The sequence below is a fragment of the Streptomyces sp. NPDC005483 genome, from assembly GCF_040606035.1.
GTDB lineage: Bacteria > Actinomycetota > Actinomycetes > Streptomycetales > Streptomycetaceae > Streptomyces.
Window position 1 is genome coordinate 14,924 of sequence record NZ_JBEXEA010000022.1, and the last position, 15,323, is coordinate 30,246.

Below are 15,323 nucleotides of genomic sequence, written 5' to 3' on the forward strand. Positions count from 1 at the left end.
CACGCAACGGGCGGCGGGCCGCGAAGGACGTCACGAAGGCCGCCCGCGACTCGGCCGGCCTCCGCGCCCTCCCCACCTCCGCCGATCAAGAAGCAGGTAAGAACCCCCTGGCCAGGTGCAACTTTCGCGGCGGGCATATGGTCCAGCTTGCGCCCGGTCCTGATCAATGTGCCGGGCTCCTTCTGTCCCATGTGGGAGATTTTATGAGTTCTGTCTCGGTCGGGCGTGCGGTCGCGGGGGCGTTGGTCCTCGCCGGGCTCGGGAGCGGGGTCGCGTTCGCCGACGACTCCGCGCCGAGCGACGGGCTGGAGATCCAGGCGCCCTACGAGCAGGCGGTCGTCGCCGCGCCCGGTGACGGCGGTGCGGCGCAGTACCGGTCGATGGCGTTGGGACTGCAGCACTACAACGGCGACTTCACCGTGACCGACGGGCGGCTGACCGTCGACGCCTCCGGGCTCGCCGGGGTCGCCGAGATCGCCTGGCCCGACACCTGCGTGCCCGACGCCGCGGGCACCGTCGCCGTCTGCGACACCGGTGACGTGCCGGTCCGCTACAGCCCGCAGGTGCGGCTGAGGCTGCGGGCCGTCGCCGGCGCCGCCGTGGGCGCGCAGGGTGCGATCGAGTACTCGGCCACGGCCACCGGCGGCCCGGACGGCACACTCACCGCCCCCGAGTACTCCGCGGAGACCTTCGTCACCGTCGGATCCGGTCCCGACCTCGGCGTCACCGCCCCGCAGGACGTCACCGGTGTCGCGCCCGGCACCGGTCTCACCGTGCCGTTCTCCGTCACCAACACCGGCAACGAGACCGCCCACGGCTTCACCGTGCAGATGTGGGCGACGTACGGCCTAGGCGTCACCACCCGCTACCCGCAGTGCACCTACACCGGCCCCGACGAGGCCGACGCCCAGTACCCGGCGATGACGCACGCGACCTGCTCCTTCGACACCGATGTCGCGCCCGGCGCCACCGTGGAGCTGCCCGAGCCGCTGCGGCTCGCGGTCACCGACCACGCGCTGTACGAGCGGTTCGACTACGAGGTCGAGCCCGCGGGCGGCGTCACCGACCTCGACAGCTCGGACAACGGCCGCGCCCTGCACATCGACGCCGACAACACCGCCGACTTCGCCGTGCACGGCAGTGAGGTGAGCGGCGCGCAGGGCGACACGGTCACCGCCGGTCTCCGCTTCGTCAACCGCGGCCCGGCCTGGGTCGCCGACGTCGCCTCGGGAGACCCGGTCCCCGCGATCGACTACTACCTCCCGCCGGGCACCACCGCGACCTCGGTGCCCAGCACCTGCCACACCGCCGCGCCGTCCGCCGACGACCCGGCGGTCCCGCACTACGTCTGCACCCTGCCGACCTGGACCAGGCCCGACCTGAAGGTCGGCTTCCCGTTCCGGCTGCGCGTCGACCAGGTGATCCCCGACGCCACGGGCCGGGTCGTCGTCCGTCCCTACGACGGCAGTCCGTCCTTCGCCTTCGACCCGAAGACCAGGAACAACTCGGCCAAGGTGGTCGTCAACCCGTCCGCCTGACGGCGGTGACCCCGGTGAGGGGGCGCGGGCCCGCGGCCGGCCCCCTCACTCCCGTACGCTGCCCATCTCCGCCATGAATCCCGCGGGGTTGCTGTCGAAGCCCCGGATCAGCTCCGTGAGGTGCCACGCCCCGGACGGGTCACGGGTGAACTCCGCAATCGTCGCGGCCGTGGCGTCCGCGACGCCCGCGAAGTCGTCGGCCAGCAGGCGGCGGTAGCCCTCGACGACGAGCACCCCGGCGTGGGTGAGGTCGCCGAAGGTGCGGGGGCCGCCGTTTTGGTGGATGGCGACGCCGACCACCACCCGCCCGTAGGCGGACGACAGGCGCTCGAACTCCAGCTCCATCACCTCGACGAACCCGAGACCGAGGCCGGTCTCGCTGTGCCGGGTCATGTTGATGGTGCCGTCCGGTGAGCGGCTCTCGGTGTGCACGACGTACTCCGGCCGCCCGTACGGGTCGCCCGTCGCGTAGGTCGCGGCGATGATGTCGAGGTGCCGGGCCGGTTCTCCGTAGGCGCTCGGGTCCCACTTGAGCCGCACCTGGACCTTGCCAAGACCCGCACCGTCGGCATGCATCAAGCCGCTCCCCGTCCACGTTCCCCCGGGACCCTCCCGCTTGCTGAAGTATGTGCTCTGATCTGCCTCTTGATGCCTCACTGACGGTCATCTCCTGGTCAGATCCGGCCGAGGGGGCCGTCAGCCGGCCGCCGCACCCGACCTGCGCCAGATGTCCGCGGCCTCCTCGGCGGCGCCGGGCGCCACGAGCAGCAACGGCTGATTGTGGGACGGGAGTTCGGGCAGGGCCACCGCTCCCGCCTCCCGCGCGATCAGCAGCGCGGGGAGCCCGTCGACGGCGTGGAAGCCCCCGATCGCCGCCGCGGTCGCCCGGCCTGCCGCGACCTGCGCGAGGGAGAGCGCCGTGGAGCCCATCACGCGCACCGTGCAGTGCCGGTCGGCGAGTTCGGCCAGGAGGGGGTCCATGCCGGGCCAGTGGGCGTGCGCGGCCCACTCGGTGAGGAAGACATGGCCGGTGAGGGTGGTGTGGGCGGCCGCGTGCGTGCGGGTGCCGTTCAGATACGCGCCGCGGCCCCGGACCGCCGTGAACGTCTCGCCGCGCCACGGGTCCGCCACCACGCCGAGCAGCGGGGTGCCGTCGGGGGCGGCGAGGCCCAGCGAGTAGGAGCACCAGCCCAGGGAGTGGGCGTAGTTGGTGGTGCCGTCGACCGGGTCGACCACCCAGTGCGGGGCGCCGGCCGAGCCCTCCCTCGTGCCGTACTCCTCGCCGACGATCCCGTGGTCGGGGAAGGCCCGCCCGAGGACCTCGCGGGTGTGGGTCTCCACCGCCTCGTCGGTAGCGGTCACGATGTCCGCGGGGCCGTCCTTCTCCCGCACCTCGGCACCCGGGTCGCGGGGGCGCCGGATCGTCTCCGACGCCCAGGCCGCGAGTTCCGTCGCGACCTCCAGTGCCCGGTCGAGATCCACGTCAGCCATGTCGGCCACCCTACGGGCACGGGGCCCGGCGGCCGGCGACCTCCCGGTGAACCCGGGATGGACCCTGTCCTACAGCCGGAACCCAGCCCCTCACGCCGTCTCCTCCTCGCTCACCGACGGCTGCAACGGCAGTGCCGTCCTCACCTCGAAGCCGCCCTCCGGGCGTGGTCCCGCCCTCAGTTCGCCGCCGATGGAGTGGGCGCGTTCGCGCATGCCCATGACGCCGAAGCCCTTAGACGGCTCGGCGGCCAGGGTGGGCGGGCCCTCGTCGGTGACCGTGATGAGGAGGCGGGGGCCGGCGTAGACGAAGCGGACGTGCGCGGTCTGGGTGGCCGCGTGCTTGCTGACGTTGGTGAGCGCCTCCTGCACGATCCGGAACGCGGTCAGGTCGACGCCCGGGGAGAGGGGCTGCGGCTCCCCCTCCGTGGTGACGGTGACGGTGATCCCCGCGGAGGCGCACGAGGAGACCAGTTCGGGCAGCCGGGCGAGGCCGGGGGCGGGTTCCAGCGGGGCGCCCTCGTCGTCGGTCTGCCGCAGCAGGCCCAGCGTGGCCTTCAGTTCGCGCAGTGCGGAGGAGGTCGTACCGGTGAGGTCGTGCAGGATCTGCTGGGTCTGCCGCGGGTTGGCGAGCGCGAGGTGTTCGGCGGTGCCGGCCTGGGCGTTGGCGAGGGCCAGGTGGTGGGCGACGACGTCGTGCAACTCCCGGACGATCCGCATACGTTCCTCGGTGACCCGGAGCCGCGCCTCCTCCTCGCGGGTGCGCTCGGCGTGGTCGGCGCGGGCCTGGGTGGCCTGGAGGTAGGCGCGCCGCAGCCGGGTCATGGTGCCGGCTGCGAGGGGAAGGAGGAGCCAGAAGACCGGGCCGATGGTCCTGAGCAGCAGCGCCACATGGTCCATGGAGTCGGAGAAGGCCGCCGCGAGCGTCAGCATCACCATCGTGGGCAGGCCGTAGGCGCGGATGGTCTCGCGCTCGGTGAGGGTGGCCAGCCAGTACAGCGAGGCCATGACGGGCCCCAGCAGCAGGGGGGTGAGGAGATACCCCTGCGCGATCACGACCGTGGCGCAGACCGCGTTGACCACGACGGTGAGGCGCGGGTGGGTGCGGTGCTTGAGCAGGGCGAGGCAGGACACGCCCATGAGGGGACCGCCAGCCTGTCGTCGTCCGGCGGCGTGGCCCCGGGCAGCGTGAGCGAGGAGCCGAGGGTCGCGGACCCGAACAGCATCACGACCAGTGCCAGGTCGACGAGGAGGGGATGGCGGTCCGAGAACTCCTCCAGGCGGTCGGTGTAGCGCCGCTCCGGGCTGGTGGTCATCGTGGTCTCCGGTGGGTGGACTCAGGGCCCCATGGTGAGCGAAGGGGGCCGGACGGGGGTGGCCGGGTGGGTGCGCTGCGGAGCATCGCGGCGCTGTGCGTCGCGTCCGGGCCGACCGGTGTGGCCGTGCCGGACCCGGCTCAAGCAGCCGGCGCCGGGCGATGGGAAGGTGCTGCGTCTGGTGAGCGCGCATCTGGGGTCGCTGGCATCGAGGGACCTCAAGGCACGCTGCCGGGACGGCACGGAGCACTCCGCTCAGGCGTGGGCGGTGCGCAACGGCGACGGACGGCACCGCCTCCGCACGACCGGAGTGATCGTGCGGGGCATCGGACCGTCCAGGCCGGACCAGGTGTTCCCGGGCGTGAGGGAACCCGCCCCCGCGTCCCCGGACCCCCGACACGATCCGTGCCGCTCGGACGCGGAGCGAACGCGGGTGACCAGAACGCCCAACACCGTCCGGGGCGTTCGGCCGAGTACGAGACCTGGCAACAGGACTCACCCCCGCTCAGTCACCAGGAACGGTCTCCACCTCTGGTGCCCCTCCAGGCTGTCGGGACGAGGGCCGCTAAGTCGTCGTGCGCCTGCCGACAATCCCCCGCACTCAGAACGCAGTACGCGGCCCCGCACGGGTAGGCCCCCGGGACGACGGCGGGGCCCGGGAACCGGCACGCGTGATTTTCTGTGTTTCCTCTGTGAGACGACCAGTTCTTTGAGGCTTGACCAGCCCAAGGGGGAACAAAAGTAGTGAAGTTGAGACGACTCAGACTCGCCGGGGCCGCAGTGAGCGCGCTCGCCGTGGCCTGGACCGCGTCCCCGGTGTCCGCGGCCGCGCAGGACACACCGACCGTGCCGACACCGACCGTGCCGACCCTGGCCTGGTCGGACTGCCAGGGCGGCTTCCAGTGCGCGAACGCCCAGGTGCCCCTGGACTACCGTGATCCGCAGGGAAGGAGCATCACCCTGGCCGTCATACGCAAGCCGGCGGCCGACCCCTCCCACCGCAAGGGCACCCTGTTCCTGCAGCCCGGCGGCCCCGGCAACTCCGGCGTGGACTTCGTCCGCAACAACTACGCCGACCTGCCCACCCAACTGCGCGACGACTTCGACGTGTTCGGCTACGACGTGCGGGGCGTCGGCCGCAGCTCGCAGGTCGTGTGCTGGGACGACCCGACCTACACCCAGGCCGTCACCGCCGCCAAGGGCGTCCCCGGCCCCGACGCCTACGAGCCCGCCGTCCGGCAGGCCGCCGACTTCGACCAGGCCTGCCAGGACAACGCGGGCGACCTGCTGCCGTACGTCGGCACCCAGTACGTGGCCCGGGACATCGACCTCCTGCGCCAGGCGCTCGGTGAGCAGCAACTGACGTACTACGGGCGCTCGTTCGGCTCCTACATCGGTACGGTCTACGCCGCGATGTTCCCCAAGCGGGTCCGCGCGCTCGCGCTCGACGGGGCCTACGACCCGGAGCACTACACCAACCAGCCGTACGCCTACGACCGCCCGCAGTACCTCGCCCTGGACGGGGCGATGAGCCGCTTCCTGGACTGGTGCAAGGCCGACCAGGCGACCTGCGGCTTCGGTGACGGCGACCCGCGCGGGGCGTTCGAGAAGCTGAAGGCCGACCTGGACGCCAACCCGGTGCCCACCGCCAACGGGGGCCAGGCGAACGGCTACACGCTGGTCTACCGGCTGATGTTCAACATCAACGAGGGCAAGGTCATCTGGCCCTCCTTCGGCGAGGCCCTGCGCAAGGCGCAGTTGCGCGACAACACCTCGTTCCTGCTGCGGCCGCCGTCCCCGGCCAGCTTCGACTTCCTCAACCCGAACGTCGTGGTCGAGTGCGTCGACAAGAAGTACCCGACCGACCCGGCCCTGCTGAAGCGCCAGGTCACCACCAACGCCCGGCTGGCCCCGCTGCTGGGCCCGGCCATGGCCTACGGCCCGCCGACCTACGACCACCAGCACGCCACGGCCTGCGTGCAATGGCAGGGCGAGCACACCAGCCGCTACGCCGGCAACTTCCACGCGAAGGGCTCCGCGCCGATCCTCGTCATCGGCAACACCGGTGACCCGGACACCCCGTACCAGGACGCGGTGGCGCTCTCCCGTGAACTCGACAACGGCCGGCTGCTCACCTTCAAGGCGGAGGGGCACACCGCCTTCAACCGCAGTGTGTGCGCGTCGGACGCGATCACGAACTATCTGGTGGACCTGAAGGTCCCGGCCCGTGGCGCGAGTTGCGCGGACGAGACCCAGCCGCCGTCGTCCACCCCGACGGTGGCCCCGCCCGGCACGACGCTCTCGGAACTCCGCAACGGCGTGAACGAGCGGGTCGACCGGATCGGCGCACTTCGCTGACCGAACGTCGCTGACCGAACGAACGAGGGCCCGGGTCTCCTGTGAGACCCGGGCCCTCGCACGCCCCTAGTTGTAGAGCGCGATCCTCGGGAGCACGGTCCCCTGGGCCGCGGGGTTTGTGACCGTGATCCGGTAGACCTGAGTGAGGGTCTGGCCCGCGTGCAGGGTGCGCTGAGCGGCCGTCAGGTCGGTGAAGAGCGTGCCGGTCTGGCTCGCGGTCTCCACCGGCCGCCAGCAGCCGTGCGCGGTGCGCTGCTCGACCAGGACGTCCGACGGCGTGAGGAAGGGGCCCGCGTCCGGCGACTCCACCAGGAGCTGCGGGGCGACGGTCCGGTCCGCCGGAGTGTCGTTGCGGTAGGTGACGGTGACCTGGTGCTGCCGGCCGTCGGCCACGAGGGCAGTGGCGGGCAGGTCCACGAAGTCGACCGGTACGGCGGGCTGTTGGGCCCGGACGGCCGCGATCGTGGTCGTGGTCGTGGGTGCGGCGGACGCCGGGCCGGCCGCCGCCAGACCGGCGAGGGTCATGGCCGCGGCGACGAAAGCCACCTTGAGACGAGTGCTGTTCATCAACACGTTCGCTGTTCCTTGTCGTGCGTGGGGGATGTCGTTCAAGGGGACCGCGGCAAAGGGAAAACCGTTGGCCGATTCTCGTGGATATTTCGTGGATACCCCCCGGTAGATCACCGCGAGCCCTCATTGCGGCCATAGCGGACTGGTAGCTTCCGCGTCACCGGCCTGGGGGAGCGTCGACGCCGGTACCCCCCACCCTTTTCTCCGAATGACCGGACGGAATCCCTTGCGTACTTTCCGTGAAAGCCCCGGCGGAAGACACCGCTGGCGCATACCGAGAAGCCGGCGCGGTCGCATAGCCGCGGCCGGCGCGATGTCCGTGCTCTCGCTGGCCCTCATCGCCCCGCTGGCCTCGGCGGCCCTGACCGACCCCGCCGACCCGACGCCCGCCCCGAAGGCGGACCACGTCACCGACACCTCCCGACTTCCCTCCGGCTGGCAGAAGTCCGGCGACCGGATCGTCACCTACGACGGTGACGGCACCGGACTGCACGTCCTGGTCGCCGACGCGGCCGACGCCTACAAGTGGCACACCGCGGCCACCCTGTCCGAGCCGGGCATCGACACCGACCAGTGGATCGGCCAGACCTGTGTGACCGGGTCCGGCGACCGTGCCGTCGTGGTCTACGCGCCACGGCAGGCCGTCAACGACCAACAGGGCTTCCAGCAGGGCGCGTTCGCGGCCGTGGTCGACCTGGCGGACGGCACCGTGACCAAGCTGCCCGAGCTGGTCTCCCTCGCCTACTTCAACCCGGGCTGCGGCGACGGCGAACAGGCCGTCCTGACCCGGCCGCAGGGCGACGGCACGCAACTGCTCACCGTCGACGCCGCGAAGGGAGAGCTGGTCCGGCAGCAGACCGTCGCCGCCCAGCTGACCTCCGCCGTGCCCTTCGGCGACAAGATCGCGGCGGCCTCCGGCGACTCGGTGGTCTCGGTGGACGCCAAGGGCTCGACCAGCACCCTGGCCAGGACCGGCGGCACACCGTTCCGGCTGGTGCCGGACGCGCACAGCGGGCTCGCCTACCAGGTCCCTGCCGGGACGAAGGTCCAGGTCCACCGCGTCACCTCGGCGGGCACCGACCGGCTCCTCGGCTCCGGCACGCTCGGCGCCCTCGCGGTGCACGGCAACGGCGGCCGGGTCTTCGTGACCGGCACGGACGCCGAGGACGCCGTGAAGACCCTGCCGAAGAGCTGGCGCACGCTGGACGTGCCCGCCACCGCCGAGGTCTCCACCACGGGCGGCCTCGCGCTGACCTCGGTCGGCAACGGCACCGAGGCGGCCGGCGGCAGGAAGGCGGCGGCGGACATCGCCCGGTCCGTCGGGATCGGCGCGGTGCTGCCCGGCAACGACAGCACCGTCGACTTCACGGTGCGGCCGAAGATCTCCCGGACGTCGCAGGGAGCCGAGCAGTCCCCGGCGCTGTCCGACGGCGTGCACACGGACAGCGTCACCCCGGGCGACGACGACCCGTCGACCTCCACCACCGACCCCGACCGCGCCTGCGCCGTCACCCGCAACGATCCGAGGCTCCAGTCGCTCCAGCCCTCGACCGCGCAGGTCGAGTGGGCGACGGACCTCGCCGTGCAGGGCAAGCTCGATGTGCGCCGCCGCAGCGGCTGGAACGGCAGCGAACTCCCGTCGTACACCCCGCAGAACCTGTTCCCGTCCACCCCGCTCAAGGGTGGCGGCCGGGTGCCCGCGCAGATCATGCTCGGGGTGCTCTCCCAGGAGTCCAACCTGCTCCAGGCGAGCTCCCGGGCGGCCGCCGGGGAGAGCGGCAACTTCATCCAGGGCGGCTACTACGGCAACGCGGGCAGCGTCCACACCGTCGACTGGGCGGCCGCCGACTGCGGTTACGGCATCGCCCAGGTGACCAGCGGCATGGCGAAGGCCGACACCACGTACACCGCCGAGCAGCAGCAGGCGATCACCGTGGACTACGCGGCCGACATCGCCGCGGGGCTCCAGATCCTCCAGGACAAGTGGAACCAGCTGTACGACAAGGGTCTGCTCGTCAACGGCGGCGACCCGCGGTACCTGGAGAACTGGTGGCTCGCGCTGTGGGCCTACAACAGCGGCCTGAACCTGCCGAGTTCGACCGACGCGAGCGCTCCCTGGGGCCTGGGCTGGTTCAACAACCCGGCCAACGGCCTCTACCCGGCCGACCGGAAGATGTTCCTCTCGTCCGGTTACGACGACGCCCGCAACCCCAACCTGTGGACGTACCCGGAGCGGGTGCTCGGCTGGGCGGCCTACTCCCAGCAGAAGACCGACCCGGCGACCGGGGCGACCGTCCGGGCGTTCACCGTCGGCGACTGGCCCGCGGGCGCGCCGGCCGCCGAACCCGCGCACGACACGTTCTGCGAGCCCGCGGTCAACGACTGCGACATCAGCAAGCCGCACAAGGTGGAGGGCTCCAGCCAGCCCGAGGGTCCGTGCCAGCGAGACGACTTCAAGTGCTGGTGGAACCAGCCGGTGAACTGGACCGACTGCACGGCCACGTGTGGCACGGAGGTGCTGAAGTACCAGGTCGGTGACCCCGAGCCGAAGGTCGCGGTGCCCCACCCGGCCGCCTGTGCGTCCACCCTCCCGGCGAACGCCCTGATCGTGGACGACGTGCCGAACACGGTGAAGTTCCGGGTGGGTTCCGCCAACCCCTGTGCGGGTGAGCGCAATTGGACCAGCCGGGGCACGCTGACGTTCACCTTCGGATCGGCCCAGCAGAACGGCTCGACCGTCTACCCCTCGAAGATCGACTTCCATCAGCTCGGTGCCGGCTTCGGCGGGCACTTCTGGCTCACCCACACGCGGGCGCCGAGCTACACCGACTCGGTGGTCACCGGCACGTGGACGCCGGACCGGAAGGTGGTGGGATCGGCGGAGGTGATGGTGCACCTGCCCGACCACGAGGCCAACACCCCGTCGGCCACGTACCGCATCGACCTCGGTGACGGCACGGTCGTGGAGAAGACGATCTCCCAGGACACCGGTGGCAAGAACGCCTGGGTCTCGCTCGGGACGTACGAGTTCAAGGGCACGCCTCGCGTCACACTGAGCTCGGCGACGGCGGACGGCACGGGGGACGCGTCGATCGCTTGGGACGCGGTGGCGTTCGTACCGGTGAGGGGGGAACCGGCGGGTTCGTGAGTGCGGCGACGGTCGCCTTCCGTCTGCCGCGCCGTCGGGGCTTGTCGCGCAGTTCCCCGCGCCCCTAAAGGCGCTCGCAGCGCCCGTCGTCGGTCCACCGGACCGACGGCGGGCGTTCCCATGCGTGCGGCCCGGACGGGAACTGCGCGACAAGCCACGACGGACCCGCACCCGGCAGCGGCGGTCGCTCACCAGGCGGTGGCGTTCGTACCGGTGGAGGGAGGACCGGCGGGGTCGTGAGTGCCGCTGCGGTCGTCTTCCGTCTGCCGCGCAGTCGTGGCTGGTCGCGCAGTTCCCCGCGCCCCTTAAGGCGTTGCAGTGAGCGCCCGGCGTCAGACCCCGGACCGACGGCGGGCGTTCCCGTGCGGCGCCCCCGGACGCGCCCCTCAGGGGCGCGGGGAACTGCGTGTCAAGCCACGACGGACCCGCACCCGCACCCGCACCCGCACCCGCACGCGACCATCACCCCCCACGGCGCTGCCAAAACACTGGCGGTCCCCCCAGGGGACTCACCCCAACGCCGCCCCCGCCCGCACCGCCTCCACGAACGCCGTGATCAGGGCCGGGTCCTTGACGCCCCGGCTCGCCTCCACGCCGCTGGAGACGTCGACGCCCCAGGGGCGGGTGACGTCCACGGCCTCCCGTACGTTCTCCGGGGTGAGGCCCCCGGCGAGGAGCCACTTCTCCCCCGCCCCGGCCACCTGCTTCCGCGACCAGTCCCACGCGATGCCGGAGCCCGGCACCGGGGCGTCGAGGAGCAGCATGTCCTCGCCGAACTCCCCGCAGCGCGGCAGGGAGTCACCGAAGGCGGCCGCGCGGATCAACGTCCACCCGCCGCCGGAGAGTTCGTCGTAGTAGCCGCGGTCGTCGGGACCGTGCAGCTGGACCGCCCCGATGCCCGACTCGGCGGCCACCGAGCGGACGTACTCCAGGGGTTCGCGGCGGAACACGCCCACCGTGAGGACGCTCTCGGGGATCCTGGCGGCCAGCCGTGCCGCCGTGGCGGGGTCGATGCGGCGCGGGCTGTCGGAGAAGACGAACCCGATGGCGTCGGCGCCGGCCTCGACGGCCGTGTCGACGTCCTGCTCGGTCCTCAGGCCGCAGATCTTCACGAAGAGCGTCATGCCGCCCACCGTATCCAATTCGCATGCGTGAACAACGATCACATACACAACCGTTGACGCGGCCATGGCAAGCGCTTACCGTCCGAACGATACGTGCCCCCGTCGCCGCACACCATGGAGACGAACGATGCACCTGAGACCAGTCATCGCGTCCGTCGGCCTCATCGCCGGCACGCTCGTCGCACTGTCCGGCACCACCGCCCAGGCCGCCACCACCCGCTACGAGGCCGAGACATCCCCGGCCATCTGCACGGGAGCCGTCGAGACCGAGTACGCCGGCTACTCCGGCAGCGGATTCTGCAACGGCACCAACGCCACCGGCGCGTACGCCCAGTTCACCGTGACCGCACCCGCATCGGGCACGGCGACCCTGAGCGTCCGCTTCGCCAACGGCACCACCACCGCACGCGCCGCGGACATCATCGTGAACGGCTCGACGGCCACGTCGGCGTCCTTCGAGTCCACCGGCACCTGGACCGGCTGGACCACCAAGACGCTCACCGTCCCGGTGAACGCGGGCAGCAACACCATCCGGCTCAACCCGACCAGCGCGAACGGTCTGCCCAACGTCGACTACCTGGACGCCGAGACGTCCGGCACGACCACCCCGCCGCCGTCGAGCAGCGCGCTGTACGTGTCGCCTAGCGGCACCGACAGTGCGGCCGGCACGGTGACCGCGCCGACCACCCTCACCTCGGCGATCAGCCGTATCTCCGCCGGCGGCACCATCTACATGCGGGGAGGGACGTACGCCTACTCCTCGACGGTGACCATCCCGGCCGGCAACAACGGCACCTCGGCCGCCCGCACCACGCTCTCCGCCTACCCGGGCGAGACCCCGGTGCTCAACTTCTCGGCGCAGACCGAGAGTTCCACCAACCGCGGCATCCAGCTCAACGCCAACTACTGGAAGATCTACGGCCTGGTCGTCGAACGGGCCGGTGACAACGGCATCTACGTCGGCGGCAGCAACAACATCGTCGAGCGCACGGTGACCCGCTTCAACCGGGACACCGGGCTCCAGCTGGGCCGGATCGCCTCCTCCACCCCGGCGAGCCAGTGGCCCGCCAACAACCTGATCCTGAGCGCCGAGTCCCACGACAACGCCGACTCCGACGGCGAGGACGCCGACGGCTTCGCCGCGAAGCTCACCACCGGCACCGGGAACGTGTTCCGGTACGCCGTCTCGCACAACAACATCGACGACGGCTGGGACCTCTACACCAAGACCGACACCGGCGCGATCGGCCCGGTGACCATCGAGTACTCGCTGTCCTACGGCAACGGCACGCTCAGCGACGGCTCACAGGCCGGCAACGGCGACCGCAACGGCTTCAAGCTCGGCGGCGACGACATCGCGGTCAACCACGTGGTCCAGCACTCCCTCGCCTACCGCAACGGCCATCACGGGTTCACGTACAACAGCAACCCCGGCTCGATGACCATCACCAGCAACGTCTCCATCGGCAACACCGAGCGCAACTTCAACTTCGAGACCGGCACCTCGGTCTTCCGCGGCAACACCTCGTGCGACAGCGGAGGCAACGACCGGTACGCCGGTGACGCCGACGGCTCCAACCAGTTCTGGTCCGGCACCAACGGCTCCCGCTGCGCCACCTACGCGGGCGCCCTGGGCTGGTCCTACGCCTCCAACGGCAGCCTGGTCGTCACCTTCGGCGGCAAGCAGGTCACGCTGTAGGGCATGGCGAGGACCCCGGGCTCGGTGATCCGTGCCCGGGGTCCGCTTCCTTCACTGCTTATGCGCGGCCTGTTACTGCTTGGGCGCGGCCTGCTGGACGACCTCGAAGGTCCACAGCGTCGAGCCGGAGGCGGCGGGCCTGGGACGGCCCTGCTCACCGCCGCCCCCGTGCGAGGCCTGCGACATCCCGGTCATCCACGCCTGGAAGTCCTCCTCGCTGCGCCAGCGCGTGTACACGAGGTAGGTGTCGGTGCCCTCGACGGGACGCAGCAGCTCGAACCACTCGAATCCGTCCGAGTTCTCGACGGTCCCCGCCCGCGAGGCGAACCGCTTCTCCAGCGTCTCGCGCTGTTCCTCGGGGACCGTGAGTACGTTGATCTTGACGATGCTCATGGCGGCCATTGTGCGCCCACGGGCATCAACGGGACGTCAGCGGGCCGCGGCCCGGGCGGGCACCTCACCCTGCTTGTCGACGACGGCGGTCTCCATCACGGCGCTGGTGCCGGCGAGGGCCTCGGTGGTGATGCCCCGGTCCGGGTCGGTGAGGTAGAAGCGGGAGCCGAGCAGGGCGAGGGTCTGCCTGTCGAAGATCCACTCGTCGCGGGTCGCGAAACCGGTGTCGTCGAGGGTGATGGCGATGCCGTGCCGGCCGGCCGCGTCCACTGCGTCCGGGATCTCCCGCACTCCGGGAAGTTTCGCGGCCGCGCGGTAGAAGGCAGCGGCGTTGGCGGGCGGCATGACGGCGCCGCCGATCAGGTCGCCGATCAGCGAGAAGACCGCCTGGTCCCGCGACTCCCCCTCGACCGGCCTGGCCTCCTTGTAGAGCCGGGCGAGTAGGGCGTCGGGGTCGGTGGGCAGCGAGGCCAGCCACCGGTAGGTCGGGTGGAAGACGCCCGCGGGGACAGGATCCGTGCTCTCGATCGGACCCAGTTCACCGGGCATGATCGCGTCCTTGCCGCTGGACCTGAGCCATCCGGTGACACGCAGGGGCCGGGGGTCCTGGGAGGTCCACCTCTCCTCGGTGTGCAGGGCGCCGAGCCGCACGGGGCCGGAGAAGCTGCCCGTGTTCGACCGGTCCAGCGTCCTGACGTAGACGAACTGGTCGTCCCGCACCCGGATCGTGTCGCTCGCCATGGCGGCCGTGGCGATCCGGTTCAGGGTGACGGAGGCGCCCGCGGCGGTCACCGACGGGGTGGACCCGGTCGCCGGGGCCCGGCCGTCCACGGAGAGGGTCACGAGCAGGGCGCCGGCCAGGGCCGCGGAGGCCAGCGGCACCAGTACGGCGGGCCGCAGGAACCGGCTCCGCCGGGGCGTGGCCGCTGTGTCGTGATCTGTGGCCTGATCTGTGTCGTGATCGATCTGCTGCATCAGTACGTCCTTGAAGTGACGGTGGCGCTCCGGCGGGAGGTCCCATTCCGCCGGGGTCGACAGCAGTTCCTCGGCCTCGCTCATCGGGTCTCCTCCCGCAGGAACAGGGCCGCGAGCGCGGCCTCACTCTCCATCTCTCCGTGGGCCGGGGGCGGTTCCGCCTCCGAGCTCAGCCGGGCCAGCCGGGCGCGGGCCCGCGACAGCCGGGACCGCACGGTGCCGACCGGGACGCCCAGCGCCTCGGCGGCCTGCCGGTAGTCGAGGCCGGCCGACACGCACAGCGCGAACACCTCACGGTCCTGCCGCCCCAGCCGGCCCAGGGCGCGATGCACCACCGCGAGCCGCCGGGCATCGTCGATCCGTCCGGCGGTCTCCTCGGCGAAGTCCGCCACCGGGCGCGGCTCAGGGCTGCGCGCCAGGAAGGCGAGCCTGCGCCGCAGACCCCGGTTGGCGTTGTGCGCCTTGTGCGTGGCGATGCCCAGCAGCCAGGGCTTCAGCGAGCCGCCCTCTGGCTCCACGGTCTGTCTCGTCCGCCAGGCGGCGAGGAACGTCTCGGACATCGCCTCCTCGGCCTCCGCCCAGTTCCCGGTCAGCCGCAGGGCGTGGTTGTAGACCGCCCGCGCGTACCGGTCGTACAGCTCGCCGAAGGCCGCCCGGTCGCCGGCCCGTATCCGCGCCCGCTCCGGTTCCGCCGCTTCTGTTTCCCTCACACCA

At 71.6% G+C, this 15,323-nt stretch carries 11 protein-coding genes and 1 pseudogene; 4 read left to right on the forward strand and 8 right to left on the reverse strand.

All coding sequences use genetic code 11. The annotated features are described in order from the left end of the window. Positions 1 to 203 precede the first annotated feature (203 nt). Complete coding sequence (locus ABZT06_RS34285; RefSeq protein ID WP_355749962.1) at positions 204 to 1,538, forward strand: hypothetical protein; 1,335 nt, start codon at positions 204 to 206, stop codon at positions 1,536 to 1,538. A 45-nt stretch (positions 1,539 to 1,583) separates the two neighbouring features. Here ABZT06_RS34285 and ABZT06_RS34290 read toward each other — a convergent pair whose 3' ends face one another. The 3 genes and pseudogenes from ABZT06_RS34290 to ABZT06_RS34300 form a co-directional block, all read right to left on the reverse strand. Beyond that, complete coding sequence (locus ABZT06_RS34290) at positions 1,584 to 2,114, reverse strand: TerD family protein (RefSeq protein WP_355749965.1); 531 nt, start codon at positions 2,112 to 2,114, stop codon at positions 1,584 to 1,586. Between the two features lie 120 nt (positions 2,115 to 2,234). Further along, entirely contained in the window at positions 2,235 to 3,029 is a 795-nt protein-coding gene (locus ABZT06_RS34295; RefSeq protein ID WP_355749968.1) for an inositol monophosphatase family protein, read from the reverse strand. A 90-nt stretch (positions 3,030 to 3,119) separates the two neighbouring features. Further along, positions 3,120 to 4,342: pseudogene (locus ABZT06_RS34300) on the reverse strand (sensor histidine kinase). A 744-nt stretch (positions 4,343 to 5,086) separates the two neighbouring features. Here ABZT06_RS34300 and ABZT06_RS34305 point away from each other — a divergent pair. Continuing rightward, a complete protein-coding gene (locus tag ABZT06_RS34305) occupies positions 5,087 to 6,700 on the forward strand; it encodes an alpha/beta hydrolase (RefSeq protein ID WP_355749971.1) in 1,614 nt (537 codons plus the stop codon). A gap of 66 nt (positions 6,701 to 6,766) precedes the next feature. Here the strand turns inward: ABZT06_RS34305 and ABZT06_RS34310 are convergent, their stop codons facing one another. Then, entirely contained in the window at positions 6,767 to 7,267 is a 501-nt protein-coding gene (locus ABZT06_RS34310; RefSeq protein WP_355749974.1) for a signal peptide protein, read from the reverse strand. Between the two features lie 316 nt (positions 7,268 to 7,583). Here ABZT06_RS34310 and ABZT06_RS34315 point away from each other — a divergent pair, with 316 nt between their 5' ends. Then, entirely contained in the window at positions 7,584 to 10,418 is a 2,835-nt protein-coding gene (locus ABZT06_RS34315) for a hypothetical protein (RefSeq protein ID WP_355749977.1), read from the forward strand. 509 nt (positions 10,419 to 10,927) lie between these two features. Here ABZT06_RS34315 and ABZT06_RS34320 read toward each other — a convergent pair. Next, positions 10,928 to 11,542, reverse strand: a complete 615-nt coding sequence (locus tag ABZT06_RS34320) for a phosphoribosylanthranilate isomerase (protein WP_355749980.1) — start codon at positions 11,540 to 11,542, stop codon at positions 10,928 to 10,930. A gap of 127 nt (positions 11,543 to 11,669) precedes the next feature. Here ABZT06_RS34320 and ABZT06_RS34325 point away from each other — a divergent pair, with 127 nt between their 5' ends. After that, positions 11,670 to 13,241, forward strand: coding sequence for a carbohydrate-binding protein (locus tag ABZT06_RS34325; protein ID WP_355749983.1), 1,572 nt, complete (start codon positions 11,670 to 11,672; stop codon positions 13,239 to 13,241). 72 nt (positions 13,242 to 13,313) lie between these two features. On the opposite strand, the gene ABZT06_RS34330 is transcribed toward ABZT06_RS34325, so the two are convergent. From ABZT06_RS34330 to ABZT06_RS34340, 3 genes are read right to left on the reverse strand one after another with little or no spacing between them, the layout of a single operon-like run. Then, positions 13,314 to 13,634 (reverse strand): antibiotic biosynthesis monooxygenase, encoded by a 321-nt coding sequence (locus ABZT06_RS34330; protein ID WP_355749986.1) that lies wholly within the window; start codon positions 13,632 to 13,634, stop codon positions 13,314 to 13,316. A 36-nt stretch (positions 13,635 to 13,670) separates the two neighbouring features. After that, positions 13,671 to 14,693, reverse strand: coding sequence for a CU044_5270 family protein (locus ABZT06_RS34335; protein ID WP_355749989.1), 1,023 nt, complete (start codon positions 14,691 to 14,693; stop codon positions 13,671 to 13,673). Next, positions 14,690 to 15,319, reverse strand: a complete 630-nt coding sequence (locus ABZT06_RS34340; protein ID WP_355749991.1) for an RNA polymerase sigma factor — start codon at positions 15,317 to 15,319, stop codon at positions 14,690 to 14,692. The genes ABZT06_RS34335 and ABZT06_RS34340 overlap by 4 nt, the downstream gene beginning before the upstream one ends. Positions 15,320 to 15,323 lie beyond the last annotated feature (4 nt).

Coding starts and splice junctions, on each gene's coding strand:
- ABZT06_RS34285 (WP_355749962.1), top strand. CDS start 204: ATGAGTTCTGTCTCGGTCGGGCGTGCGGTCGCGGGGGCGTTGGTCCTC.
- ABZT06_RS34290 (WP_355749965.1), bottom strand. CDS start 2,114: ATGCATGCCGACGGTGCGGGTCTTGGCAAGGTCCAGGTGCGGCTCAAG.
- ABZT06_RS34295 (WP_355749968.1), bottom strand. CDS start 3,029: ATGGCTGACGTGGATCTCGACCGGGCACTGGAGGTCGCGACGGAACTC.
- ABZT06_RS34310 (WP_355749974.1), bottom strand. CDS start 7,267: ATGAACAGCACTCGTCTCAAGGTGGCTTTCGTCGCCGCGGCCATGACC.
- ABZT06_RS34315 (WP_355749977.1), top strand. CDS start 7,584: ATGTCCGTGCTCTCGCTGGCCCTCATCGCCCCGCTGGCCTCGGCGGCC.
- ABZT06_RS34320 (WP_355749980.1), bottom strand. CDS start 11,542: ATGACGCTCTTCGTGAAGATCTGCGGCCTGAGGACCGAGCAGGACGTC.
- ABZT06_RS34325 (WP_355749983.1), top strand. CDS start 11,670: ATGCACCTGAGACCAGTCATCGCGTCCGTCGGCCTCATCGCCGGCACG.
- ABZT06_RS34330 (WP_355749986.1), bottom strand. CDS start 13,634: ATGAGCATCGTCAAGATCAACGTACTCACGGTCCCCGAGGAACAGCGC.
- ABZT06_RS34335 (WP_355749989.1), bottom strand. CDS start 14,693: ATGAGCGAGGCCGAGGAACTGCTGTCGACCCCGGCGGAATGGGACCTC.